The organism is Nostoc sp. WHI (genome assembly GCF_015714725.1).
GTDB lineage: Bacteria > Cyanobacteriota > Cyanobacteriia > Cyanobacteriales > Nostocaceae > Nostoc.
On the sequence record NZ_WBKM01000027.1, the window covers coordinates 1 to 15,708 of the forward strand.

Annotated in this window: 13 protein-coding genes and 1 pseudogene; 9 read left to right on the forward strand and 5 right to left on the reverse strand. The window is 41.2% G+C overall.

Annotated features, from left to right (window positions below):
- Window positions 1-17: 17 nt before the first annotated feature.
- The gene (locus F8S12_RS02720) at window positions 18-1,115 is read right to left on the reverse strand and encodes a sensor histidine kinase (RefSeq protein WP_196514688.1); all 1,098 of its coding nucleotides are present in this window, start codon (window positions 1,113-1,115) and stop codon (window positions 18-20) included.
- Window positions 1,116-1,451: 336 nt separating this feature from the next.
- Between F8S12_RS02720 and kdpA the strand changes: the two genes are divergently transcribed.
- The 4 genes from kdpA (at window position 1,452) to F8S12_RS02740 (ending at window position 7,476) form a co-directional block, all read left to right on the forward strand.
- Window positions 1,452-3,137: a potassium-transporting ATPase subunit KdpA gene (gene kdpA, locus F8S12_RS02725; RefSeq protein ID WP_196514689.1), complete on the forward strand. Its 1,686-nt coding sequence runs from the start codon at window positions 1,452-1,454 to the stop codon at window positions 3,135-3,137.
- 314 nt (window positions 3,138-3,451) lie between these two features.
- On the forward strand, window positions 3,452-5,557 hold the full coding sequence (gene kdpB / locus F8S12_RS02730; RefSeq protein WP_196514698.1) for a potassium-transporting ATPase subunit KdpB: 2,106 nt from the start codon (window positions 3,452-3,454) through the stop codon (window positions 5,555-5,557).
- 44 nt (window positions 5,558-5,601) lie between these two features.
- Window positions 5,602-6,201: a K(+)-transporting ATPase subunit C gene (gene kdpC, locus F8S12_RS02735; RefSeq protein ID WP_196514690.1), complete on the forward strand. Its 600-nt coding sequence runs from the start codon at window positions 5,602-5,604 to the stop codon at window positions 6,199-6,201.
- Window positions 6,202-6,285: 84 nt separating this feature from the next.
- Window positions 6,286-7,476: a universal stress protein gene (locus tag F8S12_RS02740; protein WP_196514691.1), complete on the forward strand. Its 1,191-nt coding sequence runs from the start codon at window positions 6,286-6,288 to the stop codon at window positions 7,474-7,476.
- On the opposite strand, the pseudogene F8S12_RS02745 reads toward F8S12_RS02740, so the two are convergent.
- The 3 genes and pseudogenes from F8S12_RS02745 to F8S12_RS02755 form a co-directional block, all read right to left on the reverse strand.
- Window positions 7,448-7,597, reverse strand: a pseudogene (locus tag F8S12_RS02745) (carotenoid oxygenase family protein); the annotation flags it as partial. The gene F8S12_RS02740 and the pseudogene F8S12_RS02745 sit on opposite strands and share 29 nt — an antisense overlap.
- Before the next feature lie 94 nt (window positions 7,598-7,691).
- A complete protein-coding gene (locus tag F8S12_RS02750; RefSeq protein WP_196514692.1) occupies window positions 7,692-9,110 on the reverse strand; it encodes a folate/biopterin family MFS transporter in 1,419 nt (472 codons plus the stop codon).
- A gap of 387 nt (window positions 9,111-9,497) precedes the next feature.
- The gene (locus tag F8S12_RS02755) at window positions 9,498-10,259 is read right to left on the reverse strand and encodes an Npun_F0296 family exosortase-dependent surface protein (RefSeq protein WP_196514693.1); all 762 of its coding nucleotides are present in this window, start codon (window positions 10,257-10,259) and stop codon (window positions 9,498-9,500) included.
- A gap of 486 nt (window positions 10,260-10,745) precedes the next feature.
- Here F8S12_RS02755 and F8S12_RS02760 point away from each other — a divergent pair, with 486 nt between their 5' ends.
- The 5 genes from F8S12_RS02760 (at window position 10,746) to F8S12_RS02780 (ending at window position 15,454) form a co-directional block, all read left to right on the forward strand.
- On the forward strand, window positions 10,746-11,945 hold the full coding sequence (locus tag F8S12_RS02760) for an anhydro-N-acetylmuramic acid kinase (RefSeq protein WP_196514694.1): 1,200 nt from the start codon (window positions 10,746-10,748) through the stop codon (window positions 11,943-11,945).
- A gap of 426 nt (window positions 11,946-12,371) precedes the next feature.
- Window positions 12,372-12,497, forward strand: a complete 126-nt coding sequence (locus F8S12_RS41910; RefSeq protein ID WP_331001335.1) for a hypothetical protein — start codon at window positions 12,372-12,374, stop codon at window positions 12,495-12,497.
- Between the two features lie 206 nt (window positions 12,498-12,703).
- A complete protein-coding gene (locus F8S12_RS02770; RefSeq protein WP_196514695.1) occupies window positions 12,704-13,963 on the forward strand; it encodes an AAA family ATPase in 1,260 nt (419 codons plus the stop codon).
- A gap of 8 nt (window positions 13,964-13,971) precedes the next feature.
- On the forward strand, window positions 13,972-14,514 hold the full coding sequence (locus F8S12_RS02775) for a hypothetical protein (protein ID WP_196514696.1): 543 nt from the start codon (window positions 13,972-13,974) through the stop codon (window positions 14,512-14,514).
- A 133-nt stretch (window positions 14,515-14,647) separates the two neighbouring features.
- The gene (locus tag F8S12_RS02780) at window positions 14,648-15,454 is read left to right on the forward strand and encodes an AAA family ATPase (RefSeq protein ID WP_196514697.1); all 807 of its coding nucleotides are present in this window, start codon (window positions 14,648-14,650) and stop codon (window positions 15,452-15,454) included.
- On the opposite strand, the gene F8S12_RS40195 is transcribed toward F8S12_RS02780, so the two are convergent.
- A partial coding sequence (locus F8S12_RS40195) for a hypothetical protein (RefSeq protein ID WP_230967742.1) occupies window positions 15,446-15,708 on the reverse strand: 263 nt, incomplete at its 5' end. The two genes, F8S12_RS02780 and F8S12_RS40195, sit on opposite strands and share 9 nt — an antisense overlap.

Sequence of the window (15,708 nt, forward strand, 5' to 3'; positions counted from 1 at the left end):
GCTCCCTGCTCCCCCTCTCAACCCCCCGGTGGTGGACAAGCTGGGAGTCGAAAACCAAACAGTGCGCCCCGTGGTGAGCGGTTCTCTGCCCAAATTGTACCCCCATGAGCAGCAATAATTTGCCTGGTCAAATAAAGCCCCAGTCCTGATCCTGAGACGTGGCGATCGCTGTGTCCTTGATAAAATCTTTCAAATAAGTAGGGTAACTCTTCTTCGGTAATGCCAGAACCAGTATCGAGTATTTTTACCACTTGATCGCTAGAATAACCTTCAAGTACTACTTCCACTTTACCGCCACGAGGAGTGTGGTTGATACCATTACTCAGGAGATTGGTGAAGACTCGGCCTAGTTGTAAAGAATCGCCATTTACCCAGAGAAAGCTACGAAAATCTGATTCGCCATAGTGCAGAGAAATATACACCTGACGTGTTCTCGCTAGTTCAGCTAGGGTAGCTATTATCTCCTCCGCTACAGTTACCAAGTTAATAGGTGATATCTGTAGTTTCAGCCCTTCAGCATCATTGCGGTACACATCTAAAAGAGTTTGGACTAATTGCAGTGTACTGCGATGGCTACGAGCCATTGTTTGTAATACTTTTGCTTGCATTGGTGTGATTTCACCAAATTGCTCATTTTGAAAATATTTCAGCGTTTCAATTGCTCCAAGTAGAGGTGTTTTCAAATCATGCGTTAGTGTAGAAACAAAATCTTCACGCATTGTAGCTAGTTGTTCTTGGGAGCGTAATTGTCCTTGCGTATAAGCGATCGCTTCTTCATTACGGTGGTTGCGGTCACTTAACCAACCTGTTACCACCAAGGCCAACACCGCAATTAACCTGTTTGCCAGCGTTGAGGGATCAATCATTTCTCCTCCTGGAACAAACAAATTTAACAATGTTAATCCCGTAGCTGCAAAAGTGATTCCTAATACTGCTCCACGATTCAATCGAGAATCTGCTAATAAAATTGTTCCTGTGTAGAGGTAGCTAAATACGTACTCAGGTGGTGTCAAATATTCTAATAATATCACTATAGCAAAGGCGATCGCTATTAGCCCATATATCTCCCTACGCTCATTTAGAGATTCTTTCATAGTCAATAATCGACTTAACATAGTCATTTTTGATTTACTAAAAAAGAGTGCCAATCCAATCTATAAAACTATTTAATTCCCCAATTGCGATTTATCAGCAATCTATATCTGCAAATATCAAGTTGAGAATTAACTAGCAAACTTTCAAAATGTATTGTATAAACAAATAATCCTAACTAGTGAGATAGATGAATTAAGAGTAAAGTTTAAATATTCTTAACAGAAAGTTTAATAAGTATCTGAAAAATAGTAATAACTGAAAATAGTAAATCCCTCGAAATCAAATACCCCAACAGTTAATCTGTTATTTCTCAGAATTGGCTTGCTAGCACTTAAATTTAATTGAGCACGAAATACATGGGACAAGGTTTTTTGCAAATTGGCTTAACGCTGTGTATCGTCATAGCAATCACTCCGCTATTCGGAAGATACATAGCACGTGTTTTCTTGGGAGAAAGAACACTGCTTGATTTTTTAATGAACCCGATAGAGCGAAGTATGTACGTCCTCGCGGGTGTCCGAAGGAAAGATGATATGACTGGTTGGCAGTACATTCAGGCTGTACTGTACAGCAATGTTGTCATGGGTGTTTCAGTGTATTTGCTGATATATTTTCAGAAACTCTTACCCTGGAATCCTAACAGCTTTGGTGCTACTAACTGGGATGTATTGCTGCACACAACCATTTCATTTGTGACGAATACCGACCAACAACACTATGCCGGTGAGACAACCTTAAGTTATTTTAGCCAGGTAGCGGCTTTAGGCTTTTTGATGTTCACCTCCGCAGCCACCGGTTTATCTGTAGGTATTGCCTTTATTCGGGGGTTGACGGGTAGACGACTAGGTAACTTCTACGTCGATCTTACCCGTGCAATTACGCGAATATTGCTGCCAATTTCGATTATTGGAGCGATCGCCTTGCTCATAACAGGTGTACCACAAACAATAGCTAAGACTATGGTTGTAACAACCTTAGAAGGCGGGACGCAATATCTTGCCAGAGGCCCAGTGGCATCATTTGAAATGATCAAACTTTTGGGCGAAAACGGCGGTGGCTTTTTTGGCGTAAACTCAGCCCATCCCTTTGAAAATCCCAATGGCGCTTCTAACTTAATAGAAATGCTCGCCATGATTTCCATACCAGCAGCCTTGATTTACACCTACGGTATATTTGCTAACAACATTAAACAAGCTTGGCTACTTTTCTGGATGGTGTTTATAATTTTTGTAGTTTTGGTAGGAGTGACAGCCGTGGGAGAACTGCAAGGTAATCCCCTTGTGAATAACGCTTTTGGGTTAGAACAGCCCAATTTAGAGGGTAAAGAAGTTCGATTTGGCTGGGTACAAACGTCATTCTGGGCAGTTATGACTACCGCTACTATGTCTGGTGCTGTGAATGGGATGCACGATTCTTTGATGCCGCCAGGAATATTTTCGACTCTCTTCAGCTTGTTTATCCAGGCTATCTGGGGTGGTCAGGGAACTGGAACAGCTTACCTATTCATTTACTTAATTCTCACAGTGTTCCTAACTGGACTACTGGCAGGACGCACCCCAGAGTTTTTAGGACGCAAAATTGAAAAGCGAGAAATCGTCCTCGCCAGCGTGGTGCTGTTGATTCACCCAATTCTAATTTTAATTCCCAGTGCGATCGCCCTAGCTTATCCCATCTCTCTGTCTGGAATTAGCAACCCTAGCTATCATGGTCTTTCTCAAGTAGTTTATGAATATGCCTCAGCAGCAGCAAATAATGGCTCCGGCTTAGAAGGATTGACGGATAACACCCTGTGGTGGAACTTGAGTACTTTAGTTAGCTTAATAGGAGGACGCTACATTCCGATGATCGCCATCTTGCTGTTAGCTGACGGAATGTCTCGCAAACAACAAGTGCAAGAAACCCCTGGTACCTTAAGAACCGATTCTCTAATATTTACTGGGATCACCGCCGGAGTGACATTGGTTTTAGGAATATTGACTTTCTTTCCCGTTTTGGCTTTAGGCCCCATAGCTGAGGGTTTGAAACTAGCATCTGGCAGTTAGAAAAGTTATGAGTTATGAATTATGAGTTTGGAATTAAGAGAATACTAAAAAATAAATAAATTATCAGGTTTCGTAGGTTGTGTTACCAATACACCCTACAGGTTGGATATTTTTTTATTAGAAGTTCCCAATAACTCATAATTCGGTTCGGTTAAGGCAAGAGACGCGATAAATCGTCGTCACGACGAAAGATTGATTATTGTAGAGACGGCGATTTACCGCGTCTTTCCGATATAGAATTTTCATCAACAAACCTTAACCGAACCGTATTGTAATAACTCCTAACTCCTAACTTCTCACTCCTAACTTTATTCATAAATCAAGTGGCAACTAACTCCAAAGCTAGACGGCCAAATTCTCGTTCTGGCGATCGCCGCCAAGCACGTAAAAAGGCGAGGACAAGTAAGAAGTGGCTGTACTTAAGGGCAATTAGAGATGCTTTTGTCAAGCTCAACCCTAAGTATGCAATCAAAAACCCAGTGATGTTTGTGGTTTGGGTCGGGACAATCATTACCATATTGCTAACAATTGATCCCAACTTATTTGGCCCAGCCCTCGAAAAGAACCCGCAACTTTTTAACGGCTTGTTGTCAGGGATTTTATTCTTTACAGTTTGGTTTGCCAATTTTGCCGAAGCAGTGGCAGAAGGGCGGGGTAAAGCCAAAGCCGATGCTTTGCGTTCAACGAAATCAGAGGCGATCGCTAAAAAACTCGCTGCCGATAGCACAATTAGTGAAGTACCAGCCACCAGCCTCAAACAAGGCGATACCATCTACGTCGTTGCTGGCGATATTATCCCCGCCGATGGCGAAGTAATTATGGGTGTCGCCTCGGTGGATGAATCGACAATTACTAGGGAATCTCCACCAGTATTAAAAGAATCAGGCTCCGATGTTGCTAGTTCCGTCATGGGTGGGACACGCATCATCTCAGATGAATTAATTATCCGCATCACATCTGACCCAGGTAAAGGCTTTATTGACCGGATGATTGCTTTCTTAGAAGGGGCAGAACGTAGCAAAACACCCAATGAAATTGCCCTAACGGTATTGCTAGCAGTTCTGAGCTTAATGTTTTTGTTTGTCGTGGTAACTCTGTCCGTACTTGCCTACTATGTCAACAGTCCAGTTAGCGTCCCAATTTTGATTGCCCTGTTAGTAGTATTAATTCCTACGACTATTGGCGGGTTACTAAGTACCATCGGCATTGCTGGCATGGATCGAGTTGCCCAACTTAACGTCATTGCTACCTCAGGACGAGCAGTTGAAGCCTGTGGTGATGTCAACACTTTAGTTCTCGACAAGACAGGTACAATTACCCTTGGCAACCGCCTGGCCGAAGAGTTTATTCCAATCAACGGTTATTCAATATCGGAAATTGCTAATGTTGCATGGGCGGCTAGTGTCTTTGACAATACACCAGAAGGTAAATCCATTGTCCGACTGGCTGAAAAGTTAAGCACACCGTTTGATTTTGACTCCAGTCAAGCAGAAGGAGTCGATTTTTCCGCCAAAACACGCATGAGTGGCACAAACTTGCCTGGTGGATATGAGGCTAGGAAGGGAGCAGTCGAAGCCATTAAAGGATTTGTCCGTTCCCGCAACGGACGTGATACATCAGAATTAGATGCTGTCTACGAACGAGTTTCTCGCCTGGGAGGTACACCCCTAGCAGTCAGCCTAGATAACGAAATCTATGGAATTATTTATCTTAAAGATATTGTGAAACCTGGTATCCGCGATCGCTTTGAGCAACTGCGACGGATGGGAGTGCGTACCATCATGCTAACTGGAGACAACCAGATTACAGCTTCTGTCATTGCCAAGGAAGCTGGAGTCGATGACTTCATTGCCGAAGCCACACCAGAAGACAAAATCAGCGTCATTAAAAAGGAACAAGCAGCAGGTAAACTGGTTGCCATGACCGGAGATGGAACTAACGATGCTCCAGCACTAGCCCAGGCTAATGTCGGCGTCGCGATGAATACAGGGACGCAAGCTGCAAAAGAAGCCGCCAACATAATCGATTTGGACTCCGATCCTACAAAGTTGCTCGATATCATTAGCATTGGTAAACAATTGTTAATTACTCGTGGGGCATTGACGACATTTTCCATCGCTAATGATATTGCTAAATACTTTGCAATTATCCCAGTGATATTTGTCGCTGCTAACCTGCAAAGCTTGAATATTATGAATTTAACTAGCCCTAAATCTGCTGTACTATCAGCGCTGATTTATAATGCTTTGATTATTCCCGCTTTGATTCCTTTGGCATTGAAGGGTGTGCGGTTTAGGCCGCTGACAGCTAATCAGCTAGTGCAACGCAATATCTTAATTTATGGCTTAGGTGGGGTAATTGCGCCATTTATCGCTATTAAGTTGATAGATATACTGATTACAATTGTGGGCTTGGCTTAAGAATAGTAAAAAATAAAATATTATCAGTAATTGGAAAACTTATTATGGCTATTATTCGAGAAACCATCAGAGCAATTTTTATAACTCTAATGCTTTGGTTGTTGACTGCAATCATCTATCCTCTGATAATCCTTGTAGTCGGTCAAGTTTTTTTCCCTTATCAAGCTAACGGCAGCATCAAGCCGAATCAAAATGGTGAACCAATTGGTTCAGCTTTGATTGGTCAAGTGTTCACATCTGAGCAATATTTCCATTCTCGTCCCAGTACTGTTAGATATAGCCAAGGCAAAAAAGCCAAGCCAACTGGCATATCTGGAGCTAGCAATCTCGCTGCAAGCAATCCAGAATTACTAAAACGGATTTTAGAAGAGGCAGATAAATTGCGAGAGGAAAATCTTCAACCGCTCGCTGATATGATTTATACCTCTGGCTCTGGTTTAGATCCGCATATTTCCTTAAAAGCAGCACGGCAACAATTATCGCGGGTTGCTAATGCGCGTGGAGTTAGAGAAGATGAGATCCTACGTTTAATTAATAAGTATACTGATGGAAGGTTTTTATCGATTTTTGGCGAGCCGGGAGTCAATGTTCTCCGATTGAATTATGCTCTTGACTTGCAAGATATTAATCGTCAGCAAAATTAATAAATGGGCATTGGGCATTGAGCATGGGTAAAGCGCCATTTTCCTTTCCCATGAAATAGGATTGCTATAGGAACCAAGAATGATATGTCAGATAATAGTAATACTAATTCGGCTGGCACTGCACCTTTGAATTCTCCAAATTACTCGCTTTATCCGCCACGACGACGGGGCAAGCATAAGATATTTATTGGCATGGCTCCGGGAGTAGGCAAAACCTACCGGATGCTGGAAGAAGCACATTCACTCAAACATGAAGGAATTCATGTCGTCATTGGGCTTTTGGAAACCCACGGGCGCAAGGAAACAGCTGAGAAGGCAGAGGGACTGGAGATTTTACCCCGCAAGCAATATTTTCGGGATGAGTTGATGCTAACGGAGATGGATACAGATGCTATTTTAAAGCGATCGCCCCAACTAATCTTAATCGATGAACTAGCCCATACCAACGTCCCTGGTTCACCACGCGAAAAACGCTACGAAGATGTAGAAGTAGTTTTGGCAACAGGTATTGATGTCTACTCCACAATGAATGTGCAACATTTGGAAAGTCTCAATGACTTAGTAGCCCGAATTACAGGTGTGGTAGTCCGTGAGCGTGTTCCTGACAGGATTCTGGATGAAGCAGATGAAATAGTATTAGTGGATGTCACGCCGGAAACACTGCAAGAACGGTTATTAGAAGGGAAGATTTACGCACCTCAAAAAATCCAACAATCCCTTGATAACTTTTTCCAACGCCGCAACCTGATTGCTCTACGGGAGTTGGCTTTGCGCGAAGTAGCAGACAACGTGGAAGAAGATGCGATCGCTACTATCCCCAATGGGCAATCCTGTAATATTCACGAGCGGGTTTTGGTATGCATATCCACTTATCCCAACTCAGTCCAACTGTTACGCCGGGGTGCGAGGCTGGCTAATTATATGAACGCCCCACTTTATAGCTTGTTTGTTGCCGATCCAGAACGTTTCCTCACCAAAGAGGAAAGTTTACACATCCACACCTGTGAGAAACTCTGTAAAGAATTTGAAGGTACTTTAATTCGTGTTACCAATACTAACGTAGCTAATGCGATCGCTGAAGTAGCTGAGAAATATCGAATCACTCAAATTGTAATTGGTGAAAGTCAGCGATCGCGCTGGCAAATGCTTCTCAAAGGATCTTTGACGCAAAAATTGGTGCGCTTGCTTAAAAACATCGATTTGCACATCATTGCCAGCGAAAAAATAGTTTCACCCAAAGAGGGAATCAAATTTCCCCAAAAACTTCAGAAGTAAAGCTCCCATACAGACCATAAGGAATATGATGCTTTAGGTGTAGCCGAGCCATCACTCCTTTAGAGAAATCACTAGCATCCAAAATTACCAAATCTGAGCGGTGATGAGCAGCATTATAAACCTGTAGGATTTTTCTGTAACTCAGCTTTCGTAACTTTTAAAACTCTGCATACACTTTGTTTTTTATTGTTACCTTACATGAAAATATGTAGCTACTAAAAAGATTTTTTTTCCGACTCTGATTCTCGCAGTACCAACTCAGCCATCAAATCAGGCAAAAACGGTTTTTCCTCATCATTTGATGTCTCAGTTTGTTCATCAGCAGTAGGTAGCCAGTTGATAAATGGTAGGGGTAACAGTGTGCTGAGGTTAGTAATTACCACCAGTATCCAAAGTGACTCAAAGTTAGTGGCGGTGATCCCCAGCCAATACGTGATTAATGCCCCGAATGCACTGGAAACCGTTCCTGCTGAATTAAACACCGACATTAACAAGGCAAATAATGTCGCTTCCACTCCCGGAGGACAAAGCCTTGCTGCTAGCACCATCACTTGCATAAAGGCAATTTTCCCCATTACAGAGAGAATAAGACTATCACCCAAACTAAACCAGTGGTCATCTATACCTAACAGCCTGTTTGTGTGAGTCACTAACAATAGCATCGTCATCCCCAAAATTGAGGAAAGGACAGTACTCCAAACAAAAATCACCCGAAAAGGGATGCCTTTGAGGAAACGTTGAAAAATCCAAACACCTGCTAAAGACGCGAAACTTGTCACCAAGTACACCCGCCCCAAGAATTCTGGTTCAAAATGTAGTTCGTTGGTAGAAAAGAAGAAAAAAGCTGACTCTGCATTTGGGGTAGCTTGCCAGATGAAGATAAACGCCGTTGGTAGCCAAATTGTTTTTTGGGTAATGGCTTGGCGCAGCTGCCCCAGTTGATGTTTGATTGGTAAAGGGTTGGTGTGATTACTATCTTGAGAATCTTTACTAACAGGAGACTCAGCAATTAACCAAGCTACCCCTGAAACGATGAGAGGGAATAAGGCGGTAATCCCAAAGACAGTACGGGTAGTAAAGTATTGGAGCAACAGACCGCTAAAGTATGCTGTTATTAAACCTCCGATCGCAGAAGCACCCCAGCACAGAGATTGTAGTGAACCGGCTTTTGCTTGCGATTCGCCTCTGGCTCGTTCAACAACCAGCGAGTCAACTATAACATCACTGAAGGCGACGGAGAGAGAACCAAGGGCGATCGCTAACGTAGCTGCCCAGCTAGTATGAACTATTGTGGCCAGGCTGACCCAGGAAGCAGTTCCCAGTATCCCAGATAAAATCAAGTAAGGACGTCTACGATAGCCGAATATAGGCAAACCATCAGAAATAAAACCAAACACCGGCTTGATCATCCAAGGTAGGAAGACAACTCCCAATAGCGCCGATACCTGGACTGGACTCAGCAGCAGTTCATCTTTGAGGAAAAAGCTAACAGCTAGACGCGATAACCCTAAAATCCCTTGGACAAAGTAAACGGTGAGAATTGCAATTAACTCTGCATTAGGTTCATTACCTAAAAAGATTTTTTGTGTTAATAAGTCTTTGACCTTGGACAAGCCAGATGATTGAACCATCATTCGATAAATATTTTTTAAATTTTATTTACTTTTCTATCATATCGATTCTGAGGATGTGGGTTTTCTGTAAGCTTTTTCTTTTATTTCTTCTTTGAGACTTTTCTAACAAGTTTTCTTTCCTCCAGCAAGATAGGCCTGAGCATAGCTTACTTACTTCTACTCTGAAAGCTAGCTATGCCTTGCGTTGACCGTAGAAGAAGGGCTGATCATAAATGGCAAAAGGATTAGGGCGAGTTTACATAAGTAAGCTCGCCCTAATTTGTATTTAATGTTGAATTATTATCAGAAGTTTTGAAATCCTAGATACGGCACGCTATGCAAACGTGGAGCCTAAGTTTAGGGTGTAGAGAAAATCAGTAAAATCTTACTAAGCTATGATTGGTATCTTTAGTTAGATTTCCTTACGCTTTGTAACTTCTCGTTCTTGCGTTTGCCTAGAAACATACCACCTACAGCCAGCATACCTAATGTAACACTAGGCTCAGGAACAGACTTAGGGTCAAAACCTGTAAATCTGTCAGTTCCTAGATGAAAAGAATGGTTGTCGCTTTCAAATCCACCACCATTTGCTGCTTGGGAGATGACAATCTTGTTGAAGATATCATTGCTACTATCTGAGTAGAAGTGAAGGTAGCCATTGCCTTCACCTCCATGCTGTGAGGCATGAATGGGAGCAACCGGATCTACATCCTGAGTTGTAAATGATTTGATCAGGGTATTGCCATTGTAGAAGGAGAAGGTGTTGTCGGGACTGATAGCTCCCCAGTCAATACCGAAATAATTGAGGTGATTGTTAAGGTTAATTGTGACTTTATCACCGTTGAAAACTGCTAAATAGTTAGTTTTATTGACTTCACCGTTTGCCCCGGCAGGTGCCCATACATCTGACCTAACACTGCTCTTTTGACCGTTCTCAAATGAGTACTTAGCGAAACCAGTGGTTGGTGCTTGACCATTGTTGAAGTCAACAGTTGTCGTACCCGGAAGCTGAGTAAACTCAGAAAAAGCACCTTTGTCAGTTGTTCCATTAGGGGCTGCAATCCCTGTGTTCACCTTGAAGGAAATAGCTTGGGCAGAACCAGCATATATAAATGAGGAGATTGCAGATAAAGATAGAGCAGCGATGCAAGCAATTTTTTTAAGAGACATAATTTTGATATTTTGTAGTTTTTTTGTTGATAAATTTGTCACGTGACTTGAATTCATTATGGAATGTCTTCCAGAAAAAACAACACGATGAAATTACTGGATTTGCCTTGGCTAAAAAATCCATCTATTTAGTCAAAATTTTGCTTTATATTAGAAGCTAAATAAGTAGTTTTACTTTCCAAAAAAGTGGAGAGAGAGTCTGTTATTTATCTGAAGATAAAAATGTAAAATTAACCCATGCGTATTAAGATTTGTATTTTCAGCTGTTGTCCTTAATGAAGGAATAATAAAGATAATAGACAGTCTTTGAGAACCCTGTTTCCTGATAAAGAGAAATAGATTGGTCTTCATAGCTATTAGTTTTGAAATTCTTCCCTTGCTCTGCCTACTTGTCTTTTTCCAGTCAACTATGCCACCTTAGTTTTTTTGACATGTGTAGTAACATGAATTAAACTACCTCTTGCAATCAACAAAAAATCTTTGTCAATGCATCCAACTGAAGAAGCTGCTGTCGGTACTCGCGTTATCGGTTTAATTAGTGGCACATCCGTAGATGGTATAGACGCTGCGTTGGTAGATATTTCCGGTACAGAATTGGATCTCAAAATTGAGTTGCTAGTCGGCGCAACCTATCCCTATCCAGCCGAACTCAGAGACAGAATATTAGCAGTTGGTGCTGGCGTTGCTATCTCAATGGCAGAATTGGCAGAAATAGATGATGCGATCGCTCAAGTCTTTGCCCAAGCCGCCCAAAATATTCAAATTGATCACCAGCCAGCCACTCTAATTGGCTCTCACGGTCAGACGGTTTATCATCGACCACCAGGAGGGGCAAGAGAGCAGGGGGAGAAAGGAAGGCTCCTCAGCACTCCCTTGGGTTACAGTCTCCAACTAGGGCGAGGTGAATTAATTGCTTATCTTACAAGCATTACAACTGTGAGCAACTTCCGCGTTGCTGATATCGCTATTGGTGGTCATGGTGCACCTCTTGTGCCCAGAGTAGATGCCTATTTACTCAGCCATCCCCAGGAAGGACGTTGTATTCAAAACCTTGGTGGTATTGGTAATGTTGCTTATATTCCGCCTCGGCATGGTGACTGGCTTTCAAAAATTTGCGCTTGGGATACTGGCCCAGGAAATTGTCTGTTGGATCTGGCGGTAGAGCATTTAAGCGCTGGTGCTAAAACTTATGATGAAGATGGCAATTGGGCAGCGAGTGGTACTCCTTGCCATCAATTGGTAGAACAATGGCTCAACCAAGACTACTTTCATTTGCCGCCTCCCAAATCTACTGGTCGAGAGTTATTTAGTGTTACATACCTGCATCAGTGTTTAAAAGATGCCCAAGCATACCAACTCAATCCTGCCGACGTACTGGCAACTCTCACAGAACTTACAGCTGCTTCAATTGTTCATAGTTACCGCACTTTTTTGCCGGAAATGCCACAACGAATACTATTATGTGGCGGTGGTAGTCGCAATCTCTATTTGAAACGTCGGTTAGAGTTGTTGTTGACATCAGTACCAGTTTGGACTACGGATGAGGTCGGCTTGAATGCAGATTTTAAAGAAGCGATCGCCTTCGCAGTTTTAGCCTACTGGCGATATTTAGGTATTCCAGGCAACCTACCTACTGCCACTGGGGCACCTCAAGAAGTACTTTTGGGAGAAATTCACCCAAGCTGAGTACTCAGTGTTGAGTGCTGAGTGTTGAATGTTAAGTTCTGAATTTTGAGAAAGGAAAAATAAATTAGATCAAAAATTTCTTCAATTTCAGGACTTATGCAAACAATAGCCAAAAAGAATGATTTTCTTCTGAAGGGCAATTCATGAATTGCCCCAGAGCGCGTGTAGTTTTGCGTAAGTCCTAAATTCTTCCTTAGACCTCTTGCAAAAGTCGTTCAAGCAGCTTTAGCTTTAGTCAAAGAAAGCTCATAATTGTACAAACCAGCTATGAGGTTATATCACGCAAAGGCGCAAAGACGCAAAGAAAAATCTGTAAAATCATCCCATATTTATACAACGCTGAAAAACTTTGTGCGTAGCTTGCCGCCGTAGGCATCGCTACTGTTAGGAGCTAAATTTAGATAGGTACTGGATTTTTTAATTGTTATGCTGGTAAGCTACATTGACCAAGCAATAGAACTAGCGGTTTATGAGATCATTGAAGATGATCAAACTTATTGGGGTGAAATTCCAAGCTTACAAGGAGTCTGGGCAAATCATCAAACTCTATAAGGATGTAGAAGCTTTAAGTGACTGGCTAGCGCTACGGTTGCGTTTGGGGTTAACGATTCCCGTAATCGCTGGTATCAACCTTAGCGAATTTAAGGTTGAGATTTAAACGCAAAGGGACGCGGAGTTGAGCGCAAAGGAACGCAGAGTTTTTGTATTAAGTCTGTCTAAATAGGAAAAATATAATATTAACATTTTTGGATTTGATCATGCTTAAGAAACTCATTCTTGAAAATTGGAAAAGTTTTCGTTATGCGGAGCTTCCACTTGACCCGTTGACTGTTCTTATTGGTACAAATGCGAGTGGTAAATCTAATGTGGTTGAAGCTTTGGTATTTTTACAAAGAATAGCTAGAGGTGAGAATGTTGAAGCAGCTTTAGCAGGAGATAAAACACTTACGTCTATTAGAGGTGGCTTAGAGTGGGCTGCACTTAAACCCGAAACTCAATTTACGTTAAATGCTTTAGTTCAGGGTGAAGATGATAAAGCAGACTACTTATATGTTATACAAACACAAATAGTAAGTGAAGTCAAAGTTATAGAAGAATATATTGAACGTCAAAACTTGAATGAAGATCATACTATTAAGTATGTAGAAAACTTTACTGTAAAAAAAATAGATTTAAATACAAAAAGTGGCATGAAAGAGGCAGGAACTTATTTTGATTTTAAGGACATTGTATCTAATCATATATATTTAAGCACGGACGAAGATGGAAGGCTCATTTTTGAAAAAGAACTTCAAAAAAGATATTTTCCCTTAAAAATTAAAGCTATCAATTGTGTTGTTTCCACTCTGAAAGAAATTTTGATTCTGAATCCTATTCCCTCTAAAATGCGTGAGTATTCACGCCTATCTGACACTCTTGAAAGTGATGCCTCCAATATTGCTGGTGTATTAGCAGCATTATCTGAAGAACATAAAACTGAAGTAGAATCCACTCTGTCTAACTACATCAAAGATTTCCCAGAAGGTGATATTCAAAAACTCTGGGCAGAAAAAGTTGGCAGATTTGGTACTGATGCCATGCTTTACTGTCAAGAAGAATGGAAACCTGGGCACATCACAGAGATTGATGCTAAAACTATGTCAGATGGAACTTTACGTTTTATAGCAATTCTCACAGCGCTCCTTACTCGACCAGAAGGCAGTCAGCTAGTAATTGAAGAAATAGACAATGGTCTTCATCCCTCGCGTGCAGAATTGCTGGTAAGAACACTACGAGAGATTGGCAGCAAAAGAAAAATTGATATTTTACTAACTACCCATAATCCAGCTTTACTTGATGCTTTAGGCCCAGAAATAGTTCCTTTTGTGGTTGTTGCACACCGTGATTCTGAAACTGGAGAAAGCAAGCTTACACTTTTAGAAGATATTGAAAATCTTCCTCTTTTACTAGCATCAGGGACTTTGGGCAGACTCGCAACTAAAGGCGCAATTGAAAAGAGCCTTTCTGATAATAAGTAAAGTTAACTATGAGAAATGTTCTGATTATTGACACATCAATCCTCTGCGTCTACTTGGGTGTTCCTGGTAAGGAAACTTGTGGTTCTGATAATGATAAATGGGATCAAAAAAGAGTTAAAGCTCGTTTTCAAGAAGAAGAAAAACAAAGTGCAATGTTTATACTACCATTAGCGACAATTATTGAAACTGGTAATCACATTGCACAAGCTAACTCTAGGCGATATGAAATTGCTCAAGCTTTCGCTGATATTTTAGTGAAAGTAGCAGATGGAGTTATACCTTGGGAAATTTTTACAACTCAAGTGGGTGAACTTTGGAATTCAGAACAATTGAAACAGCTGGCTGCTGAATGGCCTACTCTAGCATCGGGAAAGATTTCTATCGGAGATGCGACAATTAAGAGTGTGGCTGAATATTACGCTAAAGCCAGTAAAACATACCAAGTAGAAATTTTTACGGGTGATGGGGGACTGAAGGCTTATGAACCCGCTATCCCACCATCTAAACGCCGAAGCGATGCCTACGGCGGCAAGCTACGCACTAAAAGGTAAAATGTCCTTGAGCGTAGGACTAACCCAACCCAGGCATCGCAATTTACACATAACATGACGTTATCATTGAATATTATAGAATTTCCGTGCGTAATTAATAGAATATAGATAATTAACTAAATAGGAAAATCTAATGGAAGGTAAAAGATTTATCCGCACTCTGCGATTAGAAAACTTCCTTTCTTATGGAAGTGAGGGTGAAGAAATTGAACTGCAACCTCTGAATGTATTAATTGGGGCTAACACTTCGGGTAAATCGAATTTAATTGAAGCAATTGGAATTTTAAGGGCGACACCCACAGACTTACCCGCACCATTTCGGCAAGGGGGAGGCATTAGCGAGTTTCTGTGGAAGGGTGGACAGGAAAATCCAGTGGTCAAAATAAAAGCTATTGTTAATTATCCAGAAGGACTTCAACCCTTACATTATCAGTTGATGTTCACCTCTAATAGTAAAGGAAGGCTAGATTTAATAGACGAAATAATAGAAAGTCAGTACCAAAGTTCTGTTGATAATATTCTCATTTCTTATTATCGTTATCACAGTGGATATCCAGAGTTAATGGTACAAAAAGGTAATTATTTCCAACAGAATGGCAACTATATTCATCCAGAAAACCTAATACCAGATCAGTCTATCTTATCTCAGCGAACAGATCCAGATTTGTATCCAGAACTTTCTTATCTCAGCACTACATTTTCTAATATTGCTTTATATCGTGACTGGCAGATGGGGCGATATTCAGAACCAAGAAATGCTCAAAAAACTGATTTGCCCCAACATCCTTTACTAGAAGATGGGAGTAATTTTGGGTTGTTTTTAAATGATTTACAATCAAAAATAGGTAGGAGAAAAATTATTGAAAATCTGAAGAAATTTTATGAGCCAGCAGAGGAACTGGATGTAAGAATATATGGCGGTCAGCAATTCTCATTTTGAAATAAATAGGGTATTAATCGCCATTTTGAAATTCAATACGTAGCACAAAATAATTAGTTTTTTAGGGAAAGGCGTAGGCGCAGCGCGCACTTCTCTACAAGACGCTCCGCAAAGGGCAAGCTCAGTGACCACCGCAGGCATCACTAAAAAATAATTGACTACAATTATTAAGTATAAATACTGACATATTTGAGGGATTTGCTTAAAAACGAAGGGTAAATCCAGGAAAGTAGTTCTGTTTTTAGAATATAGAA

Bases quoted from the DNA above. Each gene is read 5' to 3' on its own strand.
- F8S12_RS02720 (WP_196514688.1), bottom strand. From the start codon at position 1,115: ATGTTAAGTCGATTATTGACTATGAAAGAATCTCTAAATGAGCGTAGG.
- kdpA (WP_196514689.1), top strand. From the start codon at position 1,452: ATGGGACAAGGTTTTTTGCAAATTGGCTTAACGCTGTGTATCGTCATA.
- kdpC (WP_196514690.1), top strand. From the start codon at position 5,602: ATGGCTATTATTCGAGAAACCATCAGAGCAATTTTTATAACTCTAATG.
- F8S12_RS02740 (WP_196514691.1), top strand. From the start codon at position 6,286: ATGTCAGATAATAGTAATACTAATTCGGCTGGCACTGCACCTTTGAAT.
- F8S12_RS02750 (WP_196514692.1), bottom strand. From the start codon at position 9,110: ATGATGGTTCAATCATCTGGCTTGTCCAAGGTCAAAGACTTATTAACA.
- F8S12_RS02755 (WP_196514693.1), bottom strand. From the start codon at position 10,259: ATGTCTCTTAAAAAAATTGCTTGCATCGCTGCTCTATCTTTATCTGCA.
- F8S12_RS02760 (WP_196514694.1), top strand. From the start codon at position 10,746: ATGCATCCAACTGAAGAAGCTGCTGTCGGTACTCGCGTTATCGGTTTA.
- F8S12_RS41910 (WP_331001335.1), top strand. From the start codon at position 12,372: ATGCTGGTAAGCTACATTGACCAAGCAATAGAACTAGCGGTTTATGAG.
- F8S12_RS02770 (WP_196514695.1), top strand. From the start codon at position 12,704: ATGCTTAAGAAACTCATTCTTGAAAATTGGAAAAGTTTTCGTTATGCG.
- F8S12_RS02775 (WP_196514696.1), top strand. From the start codon at position 13,972: ATGAGAAATGTTCTGATTATTGACACATCAATCCTCTGCGTCTACTTG.
- F8S12_RS02780 (WP_196514697.1), top strand. From the start codon at position 14,648: ATGGAAGGTAAAAGATTTATCCGCACTCTGCGATTAGAAAACTTCCTT.